Here is a 20,767-nt window from a genome sequence, read left to right as displayed (position 1 = left end):
TAAAATGCTGTAGTTTATCAAAAATAAAGGAAAATATATATTAAATACTAACTTTGAAAACTCATTAGTAGAGCTACTTGTGCGAGTTAGTACTAACTCGTTGATTTCGCTTCATATAGATATTATTGGTTTTTTCTATTATCCAGTAGAGAAAGAACCTAACTGCTCAATTAATGATATGATTACAAAAAAACTTGAATCCTTTGGCAAAGTGTTATGTGAAGTAGAAAACCGTGGCGGTAATATAATTATTCCAACTTTTTCACATAGCTATAATACCGATGAACTTAAAACATATGATTACTTAAATAGCCCATCCGTTGTTGGTCATGCCACTGAATATCTTAGAAGTATGTTTCCTTATAAACGTACAATTGACCCTATGTTTTCATACCTTGTTTTTAGTAAAAATAAAAAACTTCATCACTTCAATTTTATAAATAAATATAACTCTATGGGAGAAGGTTCCTTAATTGAAGAACTTTTAAGAAATAATGGTTCTCTTATGAGTATAGGCAATGTTTTGAAACGTATGACAGAAGCACACTATCTAGAAAGAAAAATAGAAGTCTATTACAGACATGATGTTAATATACAGGGAATTTTTTTAGATGAAAAGCAAAAATTTTACGAACAGATTGTAACTATTTATGGACGGCATAGTGGATTAGTGTCTGACTTCACAGTAATTTTAGAAGATCTAAAGCTTGAGAATAAGTATTTTACATATAATATCGGAAATTTTAAATTAGATAGTATTAGATTCAATGATCTTTTTACACTAATGCAAAAAAAATACAAGGAAGATAAAGAATATTTTGTCTGTACCGTCGAAGAGAAATATAAAAAAGATAGAAATTAATCTTCGGGACACTCAAAAGAAGAAAGCTGATAATATTTACATTGATAGATTTTGGAGATGCATGACATTAAGGATATATTTAACATTAGGGAGCACGAATTAATAACGACATATACATAAAATTTAGTCAAGTTAAGGAATACTCATCACTGCGATACACCTAAAATAGTGTACCAACGAGAAGAAGTATATATTTTTAAATAATTTAAATATCCTCTTTAAAAATTACATAGTTATTTAAAACTAAAATATCTAAACCACTTGTATAAAATGTTTTAATTGCATCTTCAGGAGATGAAACAATTGGTTCTCCTGATACATTAAAAGAGGTATTTATTAAAATTGGAATACCCGAAATTTTATAAAAAGATTGAATAAGCTGATAAAACTCAAAATTATCATTTTCGCTAACACTCTGCAATCTACCAGTATTGTCGTCATGTACAACAGCAGGTATTCTATTGATTACCGCATCTTTAAATTTAAGTATTTTTTCCATATATGGTGTATAAGTGTAATTTTCAAAATACTCTTCTCCATATTCATCAATAATTGCTGGGGCAAAAGGTCTAAATGACTCTCGATATTTAATGATCTTATTTAATTTATTTTTCATTTCTGGATCACATGGATTTGCTAAAATACTTCTATTTCCTAATGCTCTTTGACCATATTCCATTCGACCTTGAAACCAGCCTACTATTTTACCTTCAAATATACTTTTTGCAATTTGTAAATTAAGTTCATTTCTTTCGAAATAGTGTGACTTTAATTTGTATTTGTTTAAATATACTTTAATATCATTATTTGAATATTCTGAACCTAAAAAAGATTCTAAATAAGGTTTTTTTATTCTGTCTTTATATAAGACAGAGCCTATTGCATTACCTGTATCATCGGGAGAGAAAGATATAAAAACATTTTTAAATTTTGTTTTAGAAGTTACTTTTCCATTAAATAAGCTATTCATTGCGGTACCACCGCCAAGACATAGATTGGATTTTTCTTCTGATTTACTATGTAGCCAATTTATTAATTTTATAGATGATTCTTCATAAATTAATTGTGTAGCTGAAGCGATATCATACATTTTTTGATTGGGATTATTATCTTTTATATCATCCTCTAGTAATTCTATAAGTTTATTGCTAAACATCCCTTTCGAGTTGAAACTATAAAAGTCAAAATAGTTTAAATCTAATTCTAAATTACCATTTTCAACATGTATCAATTTACTTAACTTACTATAAAAGCGCTCAGGATTTCCATATGCTGAAGCACCCATTATTTTCCATTCATCCTTTTCACTTTTAAAGCCACAATATTCTGTTAATGTACCATAAAACATACCTAGAGAGTGTGGGAAATTATGCTCTTTAAGTATCTTAATTTCATTACCTTTAGCAACTGCCAACAGAGAACTCGTTTCTTCACCAAATCCATCAGAAATGAATACACTAGCACTCTCAAACGGCGAAGTGTTATATGCCATTCCAATATGAGAATAATGGTGATTTACAAAACTAAAAGTAATTGATTTGTTATCATAATATATTTTTTGATGAGATACATCAATATGCTTAATATTTAAATTTGGTAATATTGCATTAATTGAATTATGAAGCCTTTCCATTGGGTGGTTTACTGAATTACTAAAACGTTTAAATCTGTTTGATGCATTAATGTATGAATTCCAAGAAAGCACAATCTCATCTATATCATTGTAAGTCATTCCAATTTCAGTTAAGCCCTTTTCGATAACAGCAAAAGGAAAAGAACTATCATATTTGTTTCGTGTAAGCCTTTCATTAGCACAAGCATAAATTATTTCACCATCTTTAAATAATGCTGCACTAGCAAAATTTCCAGTATTGTGAATCCCAATTTTAATCATTTTTCCATCCTAGTATGAATCTATTTCCCATTTTTTTTCAGATGGAGTATCGCGAAATTTTTTCAAGTTGTCTAAAACTTTGTTATCAACTTTTGCATTAACTGACACATTAAGGTTGTGTTTTACTTTTGATAAATCAACATTAAATCTGGTTGTAGGTGCACATGTATCTCCCGATCCATCCCAACCTATATTATTAACTAGTGAGTATTTCGGTGTAATTGTATAATGTTTATTTTTAAACTGTTGATACATCAGTTTTATATCCATAGCATCCAATACTCCTAAGTGCTCAGCTTCCATTAACTCTTTAAAACATTTTCCTAAGTTATCTAACTCTATAAGGTTTGATGGATTCTTGCAAAAGTCTTCAAAGTCAGTTATTTTCCAGTTAATTTCATCAAATCTATCTTTCCAAATTCCAAACCCCCAAATACAAGCAATAGGATCTACAATAACATCATATGGGTAATCTTGTGGTATTTCAATAGGGGATGTATATCCACATATAGAGGTAACATTTTTAACATTTTCATATTTATCAAGAGCATCATTCATAAACTGCAAAAAAAATTTTGATGTAACAATATCATCTTCAATATAAATCAGTTTTCCATAATTGTCTAGTAGCTGTCTCATCCCTTGTCTATTATTATATTGTCGACTGTTGTATTCTCTTTCTGTGATATGAATTGATTTAAAGCCGTCTATAGTTTTAATATATTGACGCACTTTATTAATGCTTTCTTCATCTCCAGTCATTGGTCCATCTGAAAAAATATATAATTCACTTTCTGATGCGAGTGTGTTATCTTTTAATGCACTGACAGTTTTTTTTAAATGATCTAACCGATTATATACAGATAGTGCTATTGGTGCTAATTCCATATAAATCTCCTTTTTAATTCTATGTTTTTGAAAGATATTTTATAATGGAAAATTTTAATTTTCAAAATTTTCTCCATTCCAATGATATACTTTTGGATTTTTACAAATAGGATCATTAATTACATCGATAAATTCTTTATGAGACGGATGTAGTGGACTTCGTACATTTCGTCTATTGTAGTCAGCATCATCTTCAGATAACCTCCACCAACGTAATACTGGTTTAAGCTGTACAATGTCAGCATTAAACTCATTAATACTTCTATCTACGAAACTTGGTATCTCTCTGAAATTTGTATCTTGAACAACCATATTGAGTTTAATTTTACTTACTTTGTTTTCTAAACGTAATTTTGCTAAAAACTTTAAAGAATCCATGGTAGTTTGGTAGCTTGCTATGCCTCCAGTAAGTAATGTGTAAGTTTCTTCCTCATAGCTATTTGGAGTTACGACAGCATGTATTTGATAATCTTCTAGATGCTTAATTTTATCCCATTTACTTTCTATAAGAGCACCATTTGTTTCAAGCAAAATAACACAATCCTTATTTTTAGGTTGAGCTGCACCTAACATATTAAGCATACTTTTACTAGAAAAAAGATCACCATTTCCCGATGCCATAATTAAGATTGCATTGTCCAAGTATGGTAATAGTTCATTTTCTATCTTGTCAATTTTATTTGTATACACTTTATCTGATTTAAATACGGTATCTCTGCAAGTAGGACATGCATGATTACATACATAGTCATAGGCCATATTGAATTCAATAGGGAAATTATTTAGTGAATCTTTTTTTACAGCATTTTTTAGTTCTTCACTACTTAAATCTGGTAGACTATCATTACCTAATAGAGGGCAAGATTCTTCATCACAATATTTATAACTACCATCTTCTATGGAATCTCTGATGTTTTTGATCATATCGCCATTCCATAATTCTTCTACCGATGAATCGACTAGGTTGCCCAAATTACCTTCTGGAAATTTTATCCAAGAACAGTTTTTTACAACTCCATCTGGTCCTACATACATATGAGTCCAAGGTCTAGAACAGTATTTCATTTTATTATCCCTTATTATATAATTAAATTGTGCTGATATTATCCTATAATAAATTTCTTTTAACTGAAAGACTTATTTTTTAATTAATATTACTTACTTAAATAAGTTAGAAGTAAGCACTATTAATATAGTATTAGTGTAGTAAAATTCTATCTTTCCAGGCTTACATGATAACTGAAAATATTTTTGATAATGACATTTGTGAAATTTTTGTTCAACAAGTCAAAAAAAATAACTATAAAACTGCGGTAGTTTTTAAAAATGAATATTTAACATATAAAGAGTTAAATGATAAATCTAATTCTTTAGCTTGTTATATTAAAAAATATATGCTTGAAAACAAAAATATAGCACTTTTCTTAGAAAGATCCCTAGAATTACCATTAAGTATTTTATCTATTTTTAAAGCAGGTGGAACTTATATACCGGTAGATCCGAATTTCTCAGATGTCAGAATAAAATTTATTTTAAACGATACTTCCACACATATAGTGATAACTCAAAAAAAATTTTCTAAAAAATTGAGATTAATAAATAAAAATATTACCATAATAGAAATTGATGATTTTAGTTACAATAAAAGTATAAATCCTATTAACTTGAAGAAAAAAAACAATATTGCTTATATTATTTATACATCAGGAACAACAGGGAATCCCAAAGGTGTTATGATTAATCATAGTAGTTTACTTAACAGGCTATTGTGGATGAAAAATAAATTTAATATAGCACAGAATCAAGTAATACTTCATAAAACACCATATACATTTGATGTATCTGTATGGGAATTACTATTATCATTTCTTACTGGTTCAACTCTTGTTATTTCTAATCCTGAAGATCATAAGGATCCATTGAAAATAGTCAACAACATCATCAATTACAATATAAATATTATTCATTTTGTTCCTTCTATGTTTTTATATTTTTTAGAATATTTACAAGTACAACCACATAAGAATATTGATATCATTCTACATAATTTAGATTATATTTTTACATCTGGTGAAGTATTGCAGAAACACCATGTTAATCTTTTTAATAAAATTAATAAATATAAAAAAACTAAATTAATCAATCTTTATGGTCCTACCGAAACAACAATTGATTCTACGTATTTTGATTGCTCCAATAACATACATAGCATAATACCAATTGGCAAAGCCATTGATAATACAAAAGTATATATTTTATCAGATGCACTGAAAGCGGTAAAAAAGGGCGAGGTAGGTGAACTTTATATTTCTGGAATAGGTTTAGCTGAAGGATATAACAATCAAGAAAAACTTACAAAAACAAGTTTTTTACAAAATATTTTCATAAAAGAAAATGAATCTGAAATATATAATAAAATGTATAAAACTGGGGACTTAGTTAGACTATTAGATGATGACAATTTGCAATATATTGGTAGAACTGATTCCCAAGTTAAAATAAATGGATTGAGGATTGAGCTAGAAGAAATCGAATTAAATTTAAGGAAATTTAGTTTAATTTTTGAAACCAAAGTTATATTATATAAGAATAGCTATTTAATCGCATACTATCAATCTGAACTACCTATTAATTCAAATAAATTGAAAAGTTTTCTACAAAATAGATTACCTGAGTATATGATCCCATATTTATTTATTCATGTAATCTCATTTCCTACAACATTACATGGTAAACTTGACTTTAAATCCTTTCCTAAACCAATCTTTTATAGTCATGAAAACTATGTAGCTCCAACAAATAATCTAGAATCAAGTTTGTGTGAAATATTTCAGAAAATATTAAACAGACCCAAAGTTGGAATTAATGATGATTTTTTTTCCATAGGAGGAGACTCTTTATTATCTATCTCATTAACATTAGAAATTGAGATCACACTTAATATATCAATTAAATTACAAAATATATTTTTAAGTAAAACAGTGAAAAAGTTAGCACATCAAATATCACTTCAAAAATATAAAAAAGGAAAAGAAATGTTAATAAGTAATCTTAATAATTATAGTAATACAAAAAAAAATATGTATATGATTCACCCTGGTAATGCTAGCTGCGAAGCTTATCAAGAATTTGCTACAAATATCGATTCTTCTTACAATTGTATAGGAATTGATAATTATAATTTGTACCATTCTGAAAAAATCTCTTCTTTAAAACAACTTGCTACATATTATTTAAAAATCATTTTGAATGATAATCTATTTAATAAAGATGAAATCAATCTCTATGGTTGGTCGCTTGGAGGTTTAATAGCTTTAGAGATAGCCGCCCAATTAGAAAAGAAATCTTATGTTAATATTAATGTTTATGCAATAGATACATTTATATTAGATGATAGATTAAAAGATATTATTTCAAAAATGGATATAGAAAAAAGAAAAGAAAATTTAAGAAAATCATACATAGCTGCTGGTTTTGAAGTCAGTTATGTTAATAAAGTTATCTCAGCATATAATGCAGAATTTATTTTAAGTCAAGCAGAGAGGTTGTCAAGTATGTTAGTTTCTTCAAATATTATTTTATTTAAAGCACTAGAAAAAAACTTAAATTGGAAAGGAACAGATAATGAAGATTTATATGATTATATTATTTCTTTAAAAAATAATAACTTAGATAAAATTGGAGAAAATATTAATATAATACCAGTTAATTTTCATCATGGTGATATTAAAAAAGCCAGTCATGTACTAAAAGATTTTTTTACTGAATAAGTAATAATATATATAAAGGAATAAAGGACAATAATAATGGCTATTAGAGGAATTATTTGTGGTGCAGGAAGTACTGGAACACATTTGCATTATGGTGCTTTAATAGCAGCAGGTGCTGATATAGTGGCCTTTGTAGATATAAATGAAGAGATGGCAAAAAAAGCATCAAAACAATATGGGCTGAATAGTTACTACACATCTATCGAAGAGGCACTTCAAAATGAAAAAAATATAGACTTTGTAGATATATGTACATCTTCGGCTACACATTTGTCTATAGCAAAAGTATCACTAGAACATGGATGTAATGTATTAGTTGAAAAACCTGTAACTGAGACTATAGAAGAAATAGAAGAACTTAGAAAGCTAAAAGAGCGCTATAGTAAGGTAGTGTGTGCCGTGCATAATCATAAATTCTATCCATCTGTTAGAGAAGTTAGGAATATGATCAAAAGTGGTGAGATCGGAGATATAATAAGTATTAATAAAGAGATGAGCTTTAATTGGGAAGACCCTGGGATGATGGAAGAAGATCATTGGGCACAAGGTATCCCTGGGGGAAGACTTTTTGAAGCAAATCCACATAATTTATATATAATTTATTCTCTGATTGGTAAATTCGAACTTGTTGATATCTTCCCAAGAAAAGTTTCTAGTCATTGGGTGCATGCAAAGGTTGATGAATTTCAAGCTATATTCAAAACTGACAAAACAACTATAAACTTGAAAATGTCTATGCACTCTACAAAAGAAAGTTATGGTAAATATGGACCGAACTTTTTTGTAGTAGTGGGAACAAAAAAGAGCGTATTGTTTGACTATGCTAATGTAGTGGAGCTTAATGACTTTAGTGGAAGTATCAAGAGAAATATTAAAGTAAAGAATAAATTTACATCTGAAGAGAAATATCCAATAATAAAAGATAAAAATGGTGATGAATGTAATATAGGAGTTGATTCAGGACATAAATGGATTATTGATAAATTTATAGGTAATTTAGAAGGTAGATATACCGAAGAGGCTGTTTCTTTTGGTGAAGCTTTTTTTGTTCAGGCCATGAACTCTAAAATGGGTAATCTTGTAGAAGCAAAACTTGCAAGACAGTAGTGGAAAATGTTTTGACAGAAGAAAAAAACAGGAATGCTTATCATCAAAATACTATAAACTTATGTGTATTAATGCAAGCTGAGCAACCTTGGTGTCAGGCTACTATATTTAAAAGTAAGAGGCATTTAATTTTTTAATGCAGCTAAATTGTAGATATATTCAATGATAATCTTAAAAAAGGTTATCAATGACTCTCATCCCTCCGAAACTCTTACACACACTTCCCAACCTATACAGCACTGAAAACACAAAAGACCCAATATGCTATATCAAACTCTTCACACCTGATAGCAACTGGACTTGGTATGTCACTGAACTTTCAAAAGACGATAATAACACTTGTTTCGGATATGTCGTTGGATTTTCTGCTGAACTTGGCTACTTTACATTAAGCGAGCTAAACTCAGTTCGTGGATCACTCGGCTTAAAAATAGAGTTAGATATTAGCTTTACTCCAACACCATTATCTGAAGTTCGTAAGTTGCACTCATGAGAATTATAATATATAAACAACTCAAATTTAAAATAGATAATAACTCTAAAGTAAACTCTATTATGTGCATTAGAGGTACACTATATATAACAGTTGATTTAGAATGCTCCAAAGTTGAAAATCCAGACCTCTTAAATTATGACATTTTTGAAAGTAAATACATTTTGAAGTGGCAAGCTTGTAATGAAGATACTGCTACAGAAGTATCTCGTGAGCATAACCATGACTTGATAGATTTTATTTTGAACTCCAATTTTGATGAGGAAGAAGCTTTTAAACTTTTAGATGAAGAGGTAGAGTACGAACTAAATTATCTTGATAAGTACAATGTAGCATATCACCTAAAAAATGATGTTGCAAAAGTTGAAGCATTCTTAACTTTAGTCTCAAAAATAATCATAAAAAATGGAGCTAAATCAGAACCATTTGATACTGATGACGTTAACGAACTTGTTGAGCTTATCAGAGAAGCTATAAATATACATGAAGGCAATACTGATAATATCTCAAAAGCAGAATTTAAAAAGTTAGAAGCTGCTCTTGAAAATGGCGAGACCATAGAGTTTAAATATAATGGGTTGTTTTATGAGATTTTTGATTCTGTGAGTAATGAGGGATATATAGTCAATGTATACTCAATTGCTGATAAAGATGAAAATGGTGAGTATCTAGAAGAGAACTTAGTAGATGGTGGACTCTGTAGTGGTGGTGCAGAAGATGCTATTTTATTTATGTTGTGATTTGATATGAAATATTTAATAACTAGAAATGAATGTTCTCATGCTTATGCAAAAGTCACTTACTCTGTATCTGCTAACTCTAAAAAAGAAGCAATCGAAAAATTAGCTGATAATGAAGCTAAACTCGAAAGCTTTGAGTTTGAGTCTTGGAGTGAAGATGGTAGTGACTGGATTGATGATAAGTCTGAATGGGAGATTCAAGCAGATGAAATATCAGATTGAGTTAAAAGTTCATAGTCAAAATTAGACTTAAAAACTAATGATGCTGATTTTGCACTTTATTTGAATTGTGCTGTTTTAGATGATTTTGAGATAGAGGGTAATAATTCTAGACTCTCTGCCTTGAGAGCTTATGTAAAAAGTGTCTATGAACTCTATCTTCAAGATAGGTCTGTAAAGAAGCTAGTTCAAAAAATAGAGTTGCTTACCTAAACTCGAAGCATCTTCTTTTTTAAAAAGTGTAGAAAGACTTTTAGTTTAATAAAGTTGATCTCTAAATACTTCAAACTGTTCTCCCGTACTTACATCTTCAACAATAGCTACACTATTAATGCCTGTTTTGAAAACTGTGATGATTATAACTTCTGTACCTTGGTAAGAGTAAGTTTCAGTTGTATCATCAGCTTCATTGTATGTTTGCATAATTATACTCCTTAAAGGCTATTCTCTCACAAATTCTTAGTTACATTGAAAAATATGTCAGGGTGCAAAATATTTCAATACTACTAAAATTCAATTACTACAAAATTATATAAAACCTAATCATTGAAGCTATAAGTACATTCCCTCTACCAACGGTATTAGAATGTCAGAATAGTTACTATAAAATAATCTCTAAATAACTAAAACCTAGTAATTGGAGCTTATCATGGAAACCACATATATCAAAAGAGTTAAAAAATCAGTAACTGAGAAAGAGTATAAAAAATTGATGGCGTTTGTAAGAGGTGATGAAGATATCAAAGAGTTTAACCAAAAGCGCTTCTTTAAGATATTTTGTATATTGTACTACAGTGGTTTAAGAGTCAACGAAATCACTCAGATTAGATACTCGCACATACAAGAGATTATACAAACATCAGAAACCATCATCATCTCTCACAAAACTAAAAGAGAAAGAATCCTATATTTTAGTGATACTGCCATCAAAGAGTTGAAAAAATATTTCATATATGAAGAAAGTGAAATAAATAACTACTGTATCACTTCATGGGGCAATCCTCAAAAGCATTTTCATGAAGTTTCTCTCATTCAGCTCGTAAATAAATATATGAAAAGTGTTTTAGGAGATAATTACACTTCACATAGTTTTCGTCAAGGACTTATAACTGAGATGGGGAGTAAATCTGTAAATCCACGAGTAATACAATCCTTCATCGGTCACATGAATGTTTCAACGACATTGGGGTATATCAAACCAACAGACTCAGATATAAAAGCATCTCTAGTGAGATAAATTTAAAATAGCTTTACTATTTCTGGCGGGTGTTCATGTAATCTAAAATTTGAATCTTTATTTTTTTCAAATTTAGTTAATTGAGGATTCTCTTTATGATTACTTATATAAAACACCTTTACATCAAATTTAGTTTCAACACTTTTATTATTTTTTAAATTAAGTATATCACCTGATAAATTACCATCTTTTTTAATACTATTATCATTTGTAACTAAACATAGATTAGTCATTACTCTAATATCAGTAAAATAAGACAACAATTCACCATCTGCAAAGTGAGTATGCACAGAATTAGTCTTTGCTACTTTATATAACTTATCTGCAGAGAGTGTAGCAAGCATATTCAATGCATATTCTGCTCTCTCTCTTATACTTTTTTCAGCTGATTTACAATTTTTCTCAAGTTCCTTATGTACAGAATCTACAATATAAAGTTCCTTCTTATATTTCTTTAGAAAAGGAATAACTTCATTTTCTAAAATTTTGGATATATTAGGATTCATTAAACTTGATGTATCGAAAAATATCAAATAACCATGTCTTATCATAAATTCAAATTCACTTACTTTTTGATTTAATGATGTTTTCTTTAAACTAGTGCTACTTTTTACTTTTGATAATTTTTCTTTTTGAGTATTTGCATTTAACTTAGAATCATTTTCTTTCATATTATACTTGTACTCATTAGAATGATAATTCACAATACTTGTCAATTGCTTAATTGAGATATAGCTTTGTGATTTATAAATATTGTTTATTTCTAATCTTTTTGCTATCTCTATGACCAGCGGTTCTCTAATCCTATATCTTGTAACAATATCATCAACTGTATACAACTTTAAAGTCGAATCTGCAGTATCTATATACTTTAATATTTTTTGAATTTGTGCATCGTAAACAGTACTTTTATCAGTAGCTATCTTCTTCATTCCCAATACTCTTGCTGCTTGTAGTACGTCTTTTAAGTCAATCTCATATTCGACAATCATATCTCTAATTTTTTTTGTGTTATCACTCATATTTATTATTTTTTTCCTTAAATTTCCACCATTATAATAATAACATATTAATTTTAGATGTAATAAGTAGTTATTATTTTATTATTTATTACATCTTATGTAATTAAACTTTCACTAACCTCTCCATATAATCCTATTATCTTAGAATAGGATTTACCCCAATGAATGAAAATAAAAAAGTCTATGCCAAAGATAGTATCAATGACTTAATATTTCAAATATACAAATGGAGCAAAAAAGGGCTAGCAAGTGTTGAAGTTTCTATAACTGATTTAGTGTTGATGGCAAACCATATAGAAGATTTAGAACTAGAGGTGTATGGTTCAGGTATAGATGAATAATACCATCACACTTATGGTTCACTCCCAAAACTTTGATGTGGCAATCGAGGATGAGGACTTTATAATTTTCTTGGCAGTTACTATGCAGCAAGATTTTAAAAACATTAATGTGTCGCGTTTAGAACTCTTAAATAAATATGTTTCAAAAGTGTATGAACTGTATCAGATGGAAAATGAACTTGATAAAATTATGAAGTATTTTCCACAGAGTTGAAAATGGGCGGGCAGGATGGACTTACTGGTCATAAATTTAGCCACAAGAAAGTACAGTCGATACAAATTAATGCATCGACTGTATATTTAAAAACCTACAAGTTTGAGGGCAACTTTTGTTTCATGTGACATCTCAGGGATTGTAACCTCTTTGTCATCTTTTTTATCTTGTTGCATCTTCTCTACTGCTTTAAGTAAATATTCATGCTCGTATTGATTGAATTTAATTTCCATAGTTTAAACCTTTTTTTGAATTTCCTTTAATTTGTTCAGTTCCTTGAAATCAAGCACAAGAGGATTTAGGTGATTTGATAAACAAACGCATCAAGTGTTAGCTGGCACTTGGACTCAAATTTACGTTGGGAATTATTTTAATAAATTTGAGAATTTGCTTACTTCTGTAAGTCAGTAATAATTCCTTAGTATTGATTCGTTCAGTGTCTCGACCTCTCCATGTAAATATCTGTGTCATTTCTATCCTAACTTTTCTTAGCTAAAAAGATAAATAAACATGCTCTTTTACCGTATGAGAAATACATCATACATACCATAGAAATAAATCTATTAATAGCATTAGTTACGAGGAGGTAAAAATGCAATTGATGACAAAAGAGTTAGAGAAGATAATTCCAGCGATGTATTCAGATGAGGATACTAAGCTAGAGAATAAGACGGTTTATACAAAATTCTTTATCCATAACTGGATGTGGTGGATTTTAGAATATAGCAAAGAAGATAGATTGTTCTTCGCATATGTGCAAGGGCAATCTGATGAGTTAGGCTATGTAAGCCTAGATGAACTCGAGAACCTAGAAGTAAATGGTTTGAGAGTTGAAAGAGATTTACATTTCGCTCCAACAAGATATGGAGATATAAAGGAGTTGAAATGTTAGTAGAGTTAAGGGATGTCGAGGTTTATATAGAACCTGATGACATATTAAGTAAAGCATTAAGAGAAGGGGATTTATCCGTTTCTGATGCGATATGCATTTGTGAAGAAGAAGCAGGTGCACAAGAGATATTAAAATCGATTGATGATGAAGATATCCAAAGATACTGTGAAAATAAAGGTATCGAATTAGAATGTGATTTTGAGATGATAGTAAAAAATCTTAAAATATTAAGTAATGAACAAAGAGCATCTTTGTTCTGGTTCATCATTGGAATAAATGATGAAGAAATCAAGAAGCTTGTTACAGTGGAACTTATAGTCCCCAAGATGAACGAGCTTATAAACATAAAGCAAAAAAGTAAAGTTATTAACCCTATATGGGATAGTAGAAATGACTACAGTTTCGCAACAGAAGAAGATATTGAAATAAATATTAGAGCCTATAGCGAGAGTAGTTTACATCTATGGATGTATGATAATCATAAAGATGAAGAGTTAGTAGATTCGATGTATAAAAATATATCAGATTTACAAAAGAGATTAAATGAAGAATTAGGCGCAGAGGTGACTTTGCCAAAAATAGAAGATTTATTAAAAGCAACAAGAGGAGAATAAAATGTATGACCCAAGAGCAAGATATTACGAGAGAATGAATATCAACCAAACAAGAGGTTTAGCAAGTAGAAGAAGTCACAAGTTTAGTGACAGTATAGGCGGTTGCAGTAGCAACTACAGAGATTAGGAGAATCAAATGAGAAGAGTTAGAAAACCTATAGTTAAAAAAAGAGAAAATGAAAAATGTGTATGTAATTATATTATACACAACGATAACAGTAAAGGTAAGTAATGAGAGATTATGAAGATTTACCAAGAGAGTTAAAATCAAAGATAGAAGAGATTTGTGAACTTGACCCATATGGGTTGAGTCCGAAGACACTCTATAAAAATATATATACTTCAAGTGGAAGCTATGTAAAATTAGCTGAGATATTTGAGGTTATGCCTTCGTTAGTAAAAGCGATTAAGGAGTGTTAAGGTTTAGGCGAGAGCTTAAATCTATTTTAGTACTATCTAGAGCAGTCTAGATAGTACTGATAAATTCTTATTATTTTACGAAGAATAGTGTAAAGGATATCCTTTACTATCACAACTATCTAGAGTATCTAGACTTATTTAACTTTTAAAAAAAAAAATAATAATATTTAAAAAGACTCTATAAAATATGCAACAAACTTCAAAAAAAGTCTAGATAGTCGTGATAGCTGTGATAGTTACATCTTTAGAGGAGATTTTTAAATATCTCTTTTTCATAGGCTTCTTTGGATAATCGGCGAAGAGTTAAAATTAAATTCATATATGAATCACTATGAATTGTATCTTTTAACCAGTTATTGTAATAAATGCTAACTTTTGACTCAAGAGAGAATCGTTCAACATAGAACTTCATTTCACTGATGATTGTAACTCTTGTATCTCTGTCATGAGATTCTTTGAACTGTTTCAACAGTTCTTCTAATTGTAAATACTCATCAATAGTGAGCGACTTTGCTTCTGATGCCATCTGCATAGATGGACTTTTAATATATTTATATGACATATATTTTCCTTATTTTTATTTTGAATTTTTGAAATAGGGATAAAATTTATCCCTAACGAACAAATGATTAAGCACAGAATGGAATTGGTAGAGGGATATCTAGTGTGTACGGTTGAGACCAATCAACCATATCATCAAAATCACTCACTAAGTAAATGTGAGTAAATAACTCTCTAGCTCTATGAAGAGGAGCTATAACTTTTCCAGTAACGCCAGCACTAACTTTTACACCACTTCTCACAACAACACCATCGAGTAAATCTTTTAGATCACTATAAAAAGATTGTTGCTTCTCGTACTGCGTTTTACCTTTATGAAACTCTTTAAAACTTTCCCATAAAGCCTCGTTTGAAATTTTAATACCATCGGCATCCATTACATAATTAGCTTTATAAATGTTACCTTCTTGAAGGTTTCTAAACCACCATTCTTGAATCTTACTAAAGTTCTGAGATATCTGTTCGATAAGAAATTTACTCTTAGGAGCTTCTCTTAGATAGTGTTCATATGGTTTATAATCAAAGTTCATGTAAAAGTACATCAGTTTTTCCATAGCCTTTTGACTTGTTCGTAAGTCATTTACAGATGTAAAAAACTCTTTATCTCCTTTCTTGCAATCAGAGACACCTTCAACTATATATCTTCCTTCATCTTCAGTTGCAGGAACTATATATTTTTCATTAGAATCTAAAATCAATCTAGTAGCATTTTTACCACCAAAGATTGCTCCGCCCTTGATTTCATAACTAAAATCATCATCAGTAATTATCCCCTTAATTCGTCCTTCCATAGATTTATCACCAGACCAAAATGCTTCATTTAAATATACTAAAATAGTCCTCAACAACTGAATATTAAAACGTCCAAAAACTTTATCAGGTTGATTCGTTTGAAAGTAATGATTACCGCCAATTAATGCACCAATTATTTTTATAAAGGATCCCTTTCCAATACGCTTTTTTCCACTTAAAACGAGAGCGGTACCAAGTTTATTGAATGGGTCTTGAAGCATCTGAGCAACAAAAGAATGGTTCACATTACAAAACAGTTCATCCCCACCAGCAATAACATCTTTTACTAATTCAAAGTATGGCTGTAAATCAACACCTGAATGATTGATCGGCTCATATGCAAAACCTCCAAACAGGTTATATTCATCTTCCTTGGTATCTTTGTCTGTAAATACAACAGAAGTAAATTCTTCTCTTTCCTGACTACGCAACCAATGTTTTACAACATCAATAAGTATTGTCTTTGATAAGTTATTTGGGTCTTTAGAGTAAAAGTTCTTATTTAGAAACAAGTCGCTTATGCTTTTTATAGTGTAAAGTGTTAAGTCACCATCTTCACTCTTTCTAAAAACTCCTGTTTTCCCATCCATCATCATAAAAGCAAAATCACTCATCTTTGCTTGTACTGTAAAATTTATATAGTTTTTATAGTAATACTTCTCAAACTCGAATGAGCAATTTTTACTTTGAAGTAAATCAATTATAGTGTTTACATCATCTTTATTAAATTCATTAGAAACAATATAGTCAACTAAAGAAAAAAGAACCTTTTTTACATCCTTAGTAAAATCCAAGGTAGCTAAAAGTACAATTATCTCATCTAATGTAAAAGAGATATTGTAAGTAACTCCACCTCTTAGATATGTATAGATTGTTGCATTAAAAATATTCTTTACATTTATATGTGTTTTTCCAAGCCCTTTTTTATAATCAAAAATATCATAGACATCCCACTTTGTAGCATCTTGAGTTAGAAATTGATATACTCTGTAAGGATTATTATCAGTACCCTTTAATATCATGGAAGCTGATACAATACTTTTTGAAAGATACTCATCTATAATTAGTGCGGCTTCTGCTTCACTAAGATTGTACAACTGTACAAGTTCAAGTATCTTATCAGCTCTGTATTGCTTCTTCACAGCATTGATTTTATCTTCATTATCTATTTTTGCTTGCTCGTAAACTACTCGCCAATCTGGTAAACCTTTATAATCAACATTATGCAAATCAAAAGGGATTAGACCGTTCTCTGTGTTGTAAAATTTAGATTCTTGTTGAATCTTCTTTAATCCTTCACCAACAGTTGCTGGTGCCTCAAACGATAATCTAGATTGCATAGACTTAATAACTGATAGGTCTAGCAAGATTCTAAAACTTGTACTACCATCTTTGTGTATTTTCAAAAACCAAAACTTTTTTATAACTGCACGTCTCTTTAAAAACTCAACATATCTATCTAAGTCTTGTGAAGAGTTCGCATTTAATAATGTCCAATACAAATGTTGAGAGTTACTAATGTAAACCGGCTGTTGTGTTTCTTCATCTATTAGACCAGAACTACTACTGTAACCACTTCTAACACTTACATCTTGAAATTCCTTACCATGTAATTCCACTACTGCATCATATGTAGCATCTTGAGTAGATATGGTTTTGATCATCTCCTCTGACATCTGCTCATCTATATCAACATCGCCTAAACATACTTGTACACTCATGACTGTACTCCTAAGTAATCATTAGTACGAGAAATAATTCCTTTAGATAAATCTTCTCTACCCTTAGTTAAAAGTGTTCCAGCAGTAAGATTATGTTTGGATTTTCCTAAGCATATCGCTTGATTAGATTGTAAATTACTTGTTATATACAAGTCAAACTCTTCAAGAGTAGTAAATGTTAATTCTCTAAAAGATGCATCGTAAACCTGAGCATTTGAAGTTTTACAGACTTCACCATCAACATAAGAAAAATTCTTATTTATATCACCTGTTTTATTGGTAATCTCTAGTATGTTGAAACTCATCTTATACACCTTTAGATGCATTAACTAAAAATTCTGCAACTTCAGTATTTAAAAAGCGTATAGATGCATTTCTTGTATCTGCGAACTTAATCGGTTTAGGTAAGTTGCCACCAGTTCTTAAAAGGTTGTCTATTGAACTTAGAGAACAATTCATTACCTCTGCCAAATCTTCTTTTTTCAAAAGCATCGCGTACTTCTCTTTTAGTATTGCCAAAACTTCATTTAATGGATTCATTACGAACCTCCACTTATTTGTATTTGAAGCATATTAAATGTATAAATATGTACTTCTATTAGATTTGTTAACTGCGTTGAAAATCACTTGTATTTTTGAAGTATTTTGCTAATAGCAACTGTATCTGTTAGCTATCAGTATAGTTTGTCTAGATGTCTAGGTTGTCTAGAGTTAAAGTAAGTCTGACAAAAGTGGAAGCTCTTGTCAGATAACAAACTATGAGATACACACTTCCCAGGGTGTGCCATCATAGTCTAGATTATTAAGCTTTTTAATATTAGCATAGTGCATCATACTTTTATCACGAGTCTCATAGACACGAGAGTTTTTTCGTACTTTATCAACTAGAATTTTACTTTTAATGTCAAGGTCAATATCTTTTAGAATGTGTTTTTTCATAGCTTTTGCAAAAGCAATAGAATCTACTTTTACTCTCCCCCCGTTAGCTCGAGTATGTTTTGCGAAGCTTTGGTATAAAGCTTCATTTGCAATATGTAACCTACCATCATAAACAACTTCATACGACACATATGGAATTACACCAGTCTCAAGACAATTTAACCACCATGATTCAATAGGTATAAAACTCTCCATTACTTGTTCCTCAGTGACTTCATTTTTTGGTGGTGTCTTTAGGTAATGCTCCCAAGGTTGGTAGTCATAATGCATTAGGTCATACATAAGTGATTCATAAAAGCCTTTAGTCTCAAACAACGCATGAAGCTCATTAAAGTACTCAGTGTTTTCTATCATTCTCTCTGAAATCAGAGGATAGATAAACCTTCTTTCATCTGCTGTTTGCACCACTGCTATATCATCGTTACTATCAATAATTACACGAATCAAGTTGTCGGCACTGTATGTAGCACCACCTTTTATTTCGTATGTAAAGTTCTTCTCTGTAATGACATTCTTGAGTTTAGAGATAACTCTTTTGTTATCTGTAAACGTTAACTCATTTGCATAAAAAAGGAGTGTAGTCTCAAGATGTGTGTTGAACTCCCCTAGAAGTCTTTTATTATCAGCACTTTGATAGAAGTAACCCTTAAGGAGTTCGCCTATTACTTTGACAAAGGTAGATTTACCCGTACCCTTTGATGAAAGTAAAACTAGAGCTGTCCCCATTTTTCTACTTGGGTCCTGTAACATCTGTGCTAAAAAACTCCACACTATGTTATACATTTTATCATCACCACTACAGATAACTTCTTTTACGAAGTTTTTAAAAAAAGATATATCCACAATCGATATCGCTTTATGCTTAAAACCTTTAAAGAGATTGTACTTATCATCATCTGTACTACATGATGGGTCAAACTTTGTATCAGTAAAGATAGGTCTGTTCTTACTGTGCATCCAAATATCTACTGGATTTTCCCCATTAATAAGTTGATTTTTAAATAGAGCTTTTAGTCCACTTTCTGATGATGCAACTAGTCCAAGCTTAGTTGTATTAATAATTTGAGGTTTTCCTTGATTGTTCAAGACAGCATAGTCTTTCATAATCCCAAAAGCTCTTTGTTCATAATCTGTTTCTTGAACTACTGGAACTACTTTTTTTGCTTCTCTTATTGCTTTAAGGGCATCTGCTACAAAGGTATTTCCTTTATCAATTATAAAAGACTCTTCTAAACGTTTTTCGACCGAATAAATATCACTAGAGGAAACTTTAGTTACGGTAAGTACTTTAATTAAAGCACTTAAAAAATTCTGTTTTGCAATAGTTTTGCCAAATAACTTCTTAATAATTTTCTTAATAGAATCTAGGGTATAGACGACTTTAAATGTTTCACCTTCTCTTAGTGTAGTTGCATACTCTGCATCAAAATAGTACTTATGCATTAATCTTCCAGTTCCAAACTCTGGTTCAATGAGATCTTTCACTCTGTGATGATTTCCCTTTAGAATGAGATCTTCAACTTCAAGCTTCTCACCACTTTCTAATGTTATGTTCAGACATTGACTTAACAGTTTACCCTCATCGATTAGGATACTTACACTTTTTTCAACATCATTTACATTATATTTACAACCAGTTCCATAGTTTTCAGCAATCAAGTCTACTCTACGAGCTTCTTTTCTCTCTTGTATTTCACTTGCTGTTGGAACAGTCTGCATCATTCTTATCCAAGGAGTAGTACTTGTTGTTACTCTGTTAGGTACAACTGTTACTTGTGTTGATTGTTCTCCGGTCGTAGTAGAGTTGGCAACTATTATTGGAGTAGTTTTTATTACTTCATCTATGATTAAATCCTGTACTTCTGAGTGAGTCACTTCTGTAGTTTTATTCATATCTAAATCCTCTGTGCTAATAGTTGTGTTTGCTGTAGTGGTTGTATCGTTCATCATTTTCCCTTTTATTATTGTTGTAGTTTGCGATGCAGTACTTGAAGAATCAAGTGCTGCATCCGAGTAATTGTTTGTTGTAATTTGAGACATG

General features: G+C 30.1%; 24 protein-coding genes. 13 read left to right on the top strand and 11 right to left on the bottom strand.

What is annotated here, in order from left to right:
• The first annotated feature begins 79 nt into the window (after positions 1-79).
• Positions 80-862, top strand: a complete 783-nt coding sequence (locus GJV85_RS03585; RefSeq protein ID WP_207562511.1) for an AAC(3) family N-acetyltransferase — start codon at positions 80-82, stop codon at positions 860-862.
• Positions 863-1,067: 205 nt separating this feature from the next.
• On the opposite strand, the gene GJV85_RS03580 is transcribed toward GJV85_RS03585, so the two are convergent.
• Genes GJV85_RS03580 through GJV85_RS03570 form a run of 3 tightly spaced genes read right to left on the bottom strand, consistent with a single transcriptional unit; the run spans position 1,068 to position 4,709 of the window.
• The gene (locus tag GJV85_RS03580; protein WP_207562510.1) at positions 1,068-2,756 is read right to left on the bottom strand and encodes a carbamoyltransferase family protein; all 1,689 of its coding nucleotides are present in this window, start codon (positions 2,754-2,756) and stop codon (positions 1,068-1,070) included.
• 9 nt (positions 2,757-2,765) lie between these two features.
• Positions 2,766-3,644, bottom strand: coding sequence for a hypothetical protein (locus GJV85_RS03575; protein ID WP_207562509.1), 879 nt, complete (start codon positions 3,642-3,644; stop codon positions 2,766-2,768).
• Positions 3,645-3,698: 54 nt separating this feature from the next.
• Entirely contained in the window at positions 3,699-4,709 is a 1,011-nt protein-coding gene (locus GJV85_RS03570) for a radical SAM/SPASM domain-containing protein (RefSeq protein ID WP_255550562.1), read from the bottom strand.
• A 167-nt stretch (positions 4,710-4,876) separates the two neighbouring features.
• Here GJV85_RS03570 and GJV85_RS03565 point away from each other — a divergent pair, with 167 nt between their 5' ends.
• The 5 genes from GJV85_RS03565 to GJV85_RS03545 all read left to right on the top strand — a co-directional run bounded on the left by GJV85_RS03565 (position 4,877) and on the right by GJV85_RS03545 (position 9,976).
• Entirely contained in the window at positions 4,877-7,414 is a 2,538-nt protein-coding gene (locus tag GJV85_RS03565; RefSeq protein ID WP_207562507.1) for a non-ribosomal peptide synthetase family protein, read from the top strand.
• 36 nt (positions 7,415-7,450) lie between these two features.
• Entirely contained in the window at positions 7,451-8,521 is a 1,071-nt protein-coding gene (locus tag GJV85_RS03560) for a Gfo/Idh/MocA family protein (RefSeq protein ID WP_207562506.1), read from the top strand.
• Between the two features lie 187 nt (positions 8,522-8,708).
• Positions 8,709-9,014 carry a DUF2958 domain-containing protein gene (locus GJV85_RS03555; RefSeq protein WP_207562505.1) on the top strand — a complete coding sequence of 102 codons (306 nt, stop codon included), beginning with the start codon at positions 8,709-8,711 and terminating at the stop codon, positions 9,012-9,014.
• Complete coding sequence (locus GJV85_RS03550) at positions 9,011-9,754, top strand: hypothetical protein (RefSeq protein ID WP_207562504.1); 744 nt, start codon at positions 9,011-9,013, stop codon at positions 9,752-9,754. The genes GJV85_RS03555 and GJV85_RS03550 overlap by 4 nt, the downstream gene beginning before the upstream one ends.
• Before the next feature lie 6 nt (positions 9,755-9,760).
• Positions 9,761-9,976 carry a hypothetical protein gene (locus tag GJV85_RS03545; RefSeq protein ID WP_207562503.1) on the top strand — a complete coding sequence of 72 codons (216 nt, stop codon included), beginning with the start codon at positions 9,761-9,763 and terminating at the stop codon, positions 9,974-9,976.
• Between the two features lie 255 nt (positions 9,977-10,231).
• Here the strand turns inward: GJV85_RS03545 and GJV85_RS03540 are convergent, their stop codons facing one another.
• Positions 10,232-10,396 (bottom strand): hypothetical protein, encoded by a 165-nt coding sequence (locus GJV85_RS03540; RefSeq protein WP_207562502.1) that lies wholly within the window; start codon positions 10,394-10,396, stop codon positions 10,232-10,234.
• A 226-nt stretch (positions 10,397-10,622) separates the two neighbouring features.
• Here GJV85_RS03540 and GJV85_RS03535 point away from each other — a divergent pair, with 226 nt between their 5' ends.
• Positions 10,623-11,210, top strand: coding sequence for a tyrosine-type recombinase/integrase (locus tag GJV85_RS03535; protein WP_207562501.1), 588 nt, complete (start codon positions 10,623-10,625; stop codon positions 11,208-11,210).
• Between the two features lie 2 nt (positions 11,211-11,212).
• Here the strand turns inward: GJV85_RS03535 and GJV85_RS03530 are convergent, their stop codons facing one another.
• Positions 11,213-12,232 (bottom strand): PIN domain-containing protein, encoded by a 1,020-nt coding sequence (locus tag GJV85_RS03530; protein WP_207562500.1) that lies wholly within the window; start codon positions 12,230-12,232, stop codon positions 11,213-11,215.
• Positions 12,233-12,393: 161 nt separating this feature from the next.
• Here GJV85_RS03530 and GJV85_RS03525 point away from each other — a divergent pair, with 161 nt between their 5' ends.
• Positions 12,394-12,573 carry a hypothetical protein gene (locus tag GJV85_RS03525; protein ID WP_207562499.1) on the top strand — a complete coding sequence of 60 codons (180 nt, stop codon included), beginning with the start codon at positions 12,394-12,396 and terminating at the stop codon, positions 12,571-12,573.
• On the top strand, positions 12,566-12,787 hold the full coding sequence (locus tag GJV85_RS03520) for a hypothetical protein (protein WP_207562497.1): 222 nt from the start codon (positions 12,566-12,568) through the stop codon (positions 12,785-12,787). The genes GJV85_RS03525 and GJV85_RS03520 overlap by 8 nt, the downstream gene beginning before the upstream one ends.
• Before the next feature lie 86 nt (positions 12,788-12,873).
• On the opposite strand, the gene GJV85_RS03515 is transcribed toward GJV85_RS03520, so the two are convergent.
• Positions 12,874-13,020 carry a hypothetical protein gene (locus GJV85_RS03515; RefSeq protein ID WP_207562495.1) on the bottom strand — a complete coding sequence of 49 codons (147 nt, stop codon included), beginning with the start codon at positions 13,018-13,020 and terminating at the stop codon, positions 12,874-12,876.
• A 359-nt stretch (positions 13,021-13,379) separates the two neighbouring features.
• Between GJV85_RS03515 and GJV85_RS03510 the strand changes: the two genes are divergently transcribed.
• The 4 genes from GJV85_RS03510 to GJV85_RS03500 all read left to right on the top strand — a co-directional run bounded on the left by GJV85_RS03510 (position 13,380) and on the right by GJV85_RS03500 (position 14,713).
• Positions 13,380-13,679: a DUF2958 domain-containing protein gene (locus GJV85_RS03510; RefSeq protein ID WP_207562494.1), complete on the top strand. Its 300-nt coding sequence runs from the start codon at positions 13,380-13,382 to the stop codon at positions 13,677-13,679.
• Positions 13,673-14,293 carry a hypothetical protein gene (locus tag GJV85_RS03505; protein WP_207562493.1) on the top strand — a complete coding sequence of 207 codons (621 nt, stop codon included), beginning with the start codon at positions 13,673-13,675 and terminating at the stop codon, positions 14,291-14,293. The genes GJV85_RS03510 and GJV85_RS03505 overlap by 7 nt, the downstream gene beginning before the upstream one ends.
• A 1-nt stretch (position 14,294) precedes the next feature.
• The gene (locus GJV85_RS13755) at positions 14,295-14,420 is read left to right on the top strand and encodes a hypothetical protein (protein WP_255550561.1); all 126 of its coding nucleotides are present in this window, start codon (positions 14,295-14,297) and stop codon (positions 14,418-14,420) included.
• 104 nt (positions 14,421-14,524) lie between these two features.
• Positions 14,525-14,713, top strand: coding sequence for a hypothetical protein (locus GJV85_RS03500; RefSeq protein WP_207562492.1), 189 nt, complete (start codon positions 14,525-14,527; stop codon positions 14,711-14,713).
• Between the two features lie 244 nt (positions 14,714-14,957).
• Here the strand turns inward: GJV85_RS03500 and GJV85_RS03495 are convergent, their stop codons facing one another.
• The 5 genes from GJV85_RS03495 to GJV85_RS03475 all read right to left on the bottom strand — a co-directional run bounded on the left by GJV85_RS03495 (position 14,958) and on the right by GJV85_RS03475 (position 20,766).
• A complete protein-coding gene (locus tag GJV85_RS03495; RefSeq protein WP_207562490.1) occupies positions 14,958-15,275 on the bottom strand; it encodes a hypothetical protein in 318 nt (105 codons plus the stop codon).
• Between the two features lie 67 nt (positions 15,276-15,342).
• A complete protein-coding gene (locus tag GJV85_RS03490; RefSeq protein ID WP_207562488.1) occupies positions 15,343-17,787 on the bottom strand; it encodes a primase-helicase family protein in 2,445 nt (814 codons plus the stop codon).
• Positions 17,784-18,092 carry a hypothetical protein gene (locus GJV85_RS03485; RefSeq protein ID WP_207562486.1) on the bottom strand — a complete coding sequence of 103 codons (309 nt, stop codon included), beginning with the start codon at positions 18,090-18,092 and terminating at the stop codon, positions 17,784-17,786. The genes GJV85_RS03490 and GJV85_RS03485 overlap by 4 nt, the downstream gene beginning before the upstream one ends.
• Before the next feature lies 1 nt (position 18,093).
• Positions 18,094-18,327, bottom strand: a complete 234-nt coding sequence (locus tag GJV85_RS03480; protein WP_207562484.1) for a hypothetical protein — start codon at positions 18,325-18,327, stop codon at positions 18,094-18,096.
• Between the two features lie 216 nt (positions 18,328-18,543).
• Complete coding sequence (locus GJV85_RS03475; protein WP_207562483.1) at positions 18,544-20,766, bottom strand: primase-helicase family protein; 2,223 nt, start codon at positions 20,764-20,766, stop codon at positions 18,544-18,546.
• Between the last annotated feature and the right edge of the window lies 1 nt (position 20,767).

The organism is Sulfurimonas aquatica, assembly GCF_017357825.1.
Classification (GTDB): Bacteria; Campylobacterota; Campylobacteria; order Campylobacterales; family Sulfurimonadaceae; genus Sulfurimonas; species Sulfurimonas aquatica.
This window is presented reverse-complemented; position numbering and strand designations above follow the sequence as displayed.

Excerpts from the sequence above, each read along its gene's own strand:
- GJV85_RS03565 (WP_207562507.1), top strand. The coding sequence starts at position 4,877 with ATGATAACTGAAAATATTTTTGATAATGACATTTGTGAAATTTTTGTT.
- GJV85_RS03515 (WP_207562495.1), bottom strand. The coding sequence starts at position 13,020 with ATGGAAATTAAATTCAATCAATACGAGCATGAATATTTACTTAAAGCA.
- GJV85_RS03475 (WP_207562483.1), bottom strand. The coding sequence starts at position 20,766 with ATGTCTCAAATTACAACAAACAATTACTCGGATGCAGCACTTGATTCT.
- GJV85_RS03530 (WP_207562500.1), bottom strand. The coding sequence starts at position 12,232 with ATGAGTGATAACACAAAAAAAATTAGAGATATGATTGTCGAATATGAG.
- GJV85_RS03550 (WP_207562504.1), top strand. The coding sequence starts at position 9,011 with ATGAGAATTATAATATATAAACAACTCAAATTTAAAATAGATAATAAC.
- GJV85_RS03495 (WP_207562490.1), bottom strand. The coding sequence starts at position 15,275 with ATGTCATATAAATATATTAAAAGTCCATCTATGCAGATGGCATCAGAA.
- GJV85_RS03505 (WP_207562493.1), top strand. The coding sequence starts at position 13,673 with ATGTTAGTAGAGTTAAGGGATGTCGAGGTTTATATAGAACCTGATGAC.
- GJV85_RS03580 (WP_207562510.1), bottom strand. The coding sequence starts at position 2,756 with ATGATTAAAATTGGGATTCACAATACTGGAAATTTTGCTAGTGCAGCA.
- GJV85_RS03500 (WP_207562492.1), top strand. The coding sequence starts at position 14,525 with ATGAGAGATTATGAAGATTTACCAAGAGAGTTAAAATCAAAGATAGAA.
- GJV85_RS03560 (WP_207562506.1), top strand. The coding sequence starts at position 7,451 with ATGGCTATTAGAGGAATTATTTGTGGTGCAGGAAGTACTGGAACACAT.
- GJV85_RS03480 (WP_207562484.1), bottom strand. The coding sequence starts at position 18,327 with ATGAATCCATTAAATGAAGTTTTGGCAATACTAAAAGAGAAGTACGCG.
- GJV85_RS03555 (WP_207562505.1), top strand. The coding sequence starts at position 8,709 with ATGACTCTCATCCCTCCGAAACTCTTACACACACTTCCCAACCTATAC.
- GJV85_RS03520 (WP_207562497.1), top strand. The coding sequence starts at position 12,566 with ATGAATAATACCATCACACTTATGGTTCACTCCCAAAACTTTGATGTG.
- GJV85_RS03510 (WP_207562494.1), top strand. The coding sequence starts at position 13,380 with ATGCAATTGATGACAAAAGAGTTAGAGAAGATAATTCCAGCGATGTAT.
- GJV85_RS03545 (WP_207562503.1), top strand. The coding sequence starts at position 9,761 with ATGAAATATTTAATAACTAGAAATGAATGTTCTCATGCTTATGCAAAA.
- GJV85_RS13755 (WP_255550561.1), top strand. The coding sequence starts at position 14,295 with ATGTATGACCCAAGAGCAAGATATTACGAGAGAATGAATATCAACCAA.
- GJV85_RS03485 (WP_207562486.1), bottom strand. The coding sequence starts at position 18,092 with ATGAGTTTCAACATACTAGAGATTACCAATAAAACAGGTGATATAAAT.
- GJV85_RS03535 (WP_207562501.1), top strand. The coding sequence starts at position 10,623 with ATGGAAACCACATATATCAAAAGAGTTAAAAAATCAGTAACTGAGAAA.
- GJV85_RS03575 (WP_207562509.1), bottom strand. The coding sequence starts at position 3,644 with ATGGAATTAGCACCAATAGCACTATCTGTATATAATCGGTTAGATCAT.
- GJV85_RS03570 (WP_255550562.1), bottom strand. The coding sequence starts at position 4,709 with ATGAAATACTGTTCTAGACCTTGGACTCATATGTATGTAGGACCAGAT.
- GJV85_RS03490 (WP_207562488.1), bottom strand. The coding sequence starts at position 17,787 with ATGAGTGTACAAGTATGTTTAGGCGATGTTGATATAGATGAGCAGATG.
- GJV85_RS03525 (WP_207562499.1), top strand. The coding sequence starts at position 12,394 with ATGAATGAAAATAAAAAAGTCTATGCCAAAGATAGTATCAATGACTTA.
- GJV85_RS03540 (WP_207562502.1), bottom strand. The coding sequence starts at position 10,396 with ATGCAAACATACAATGAAGCTGATGATACAACTGAAACTTACTCTTAC.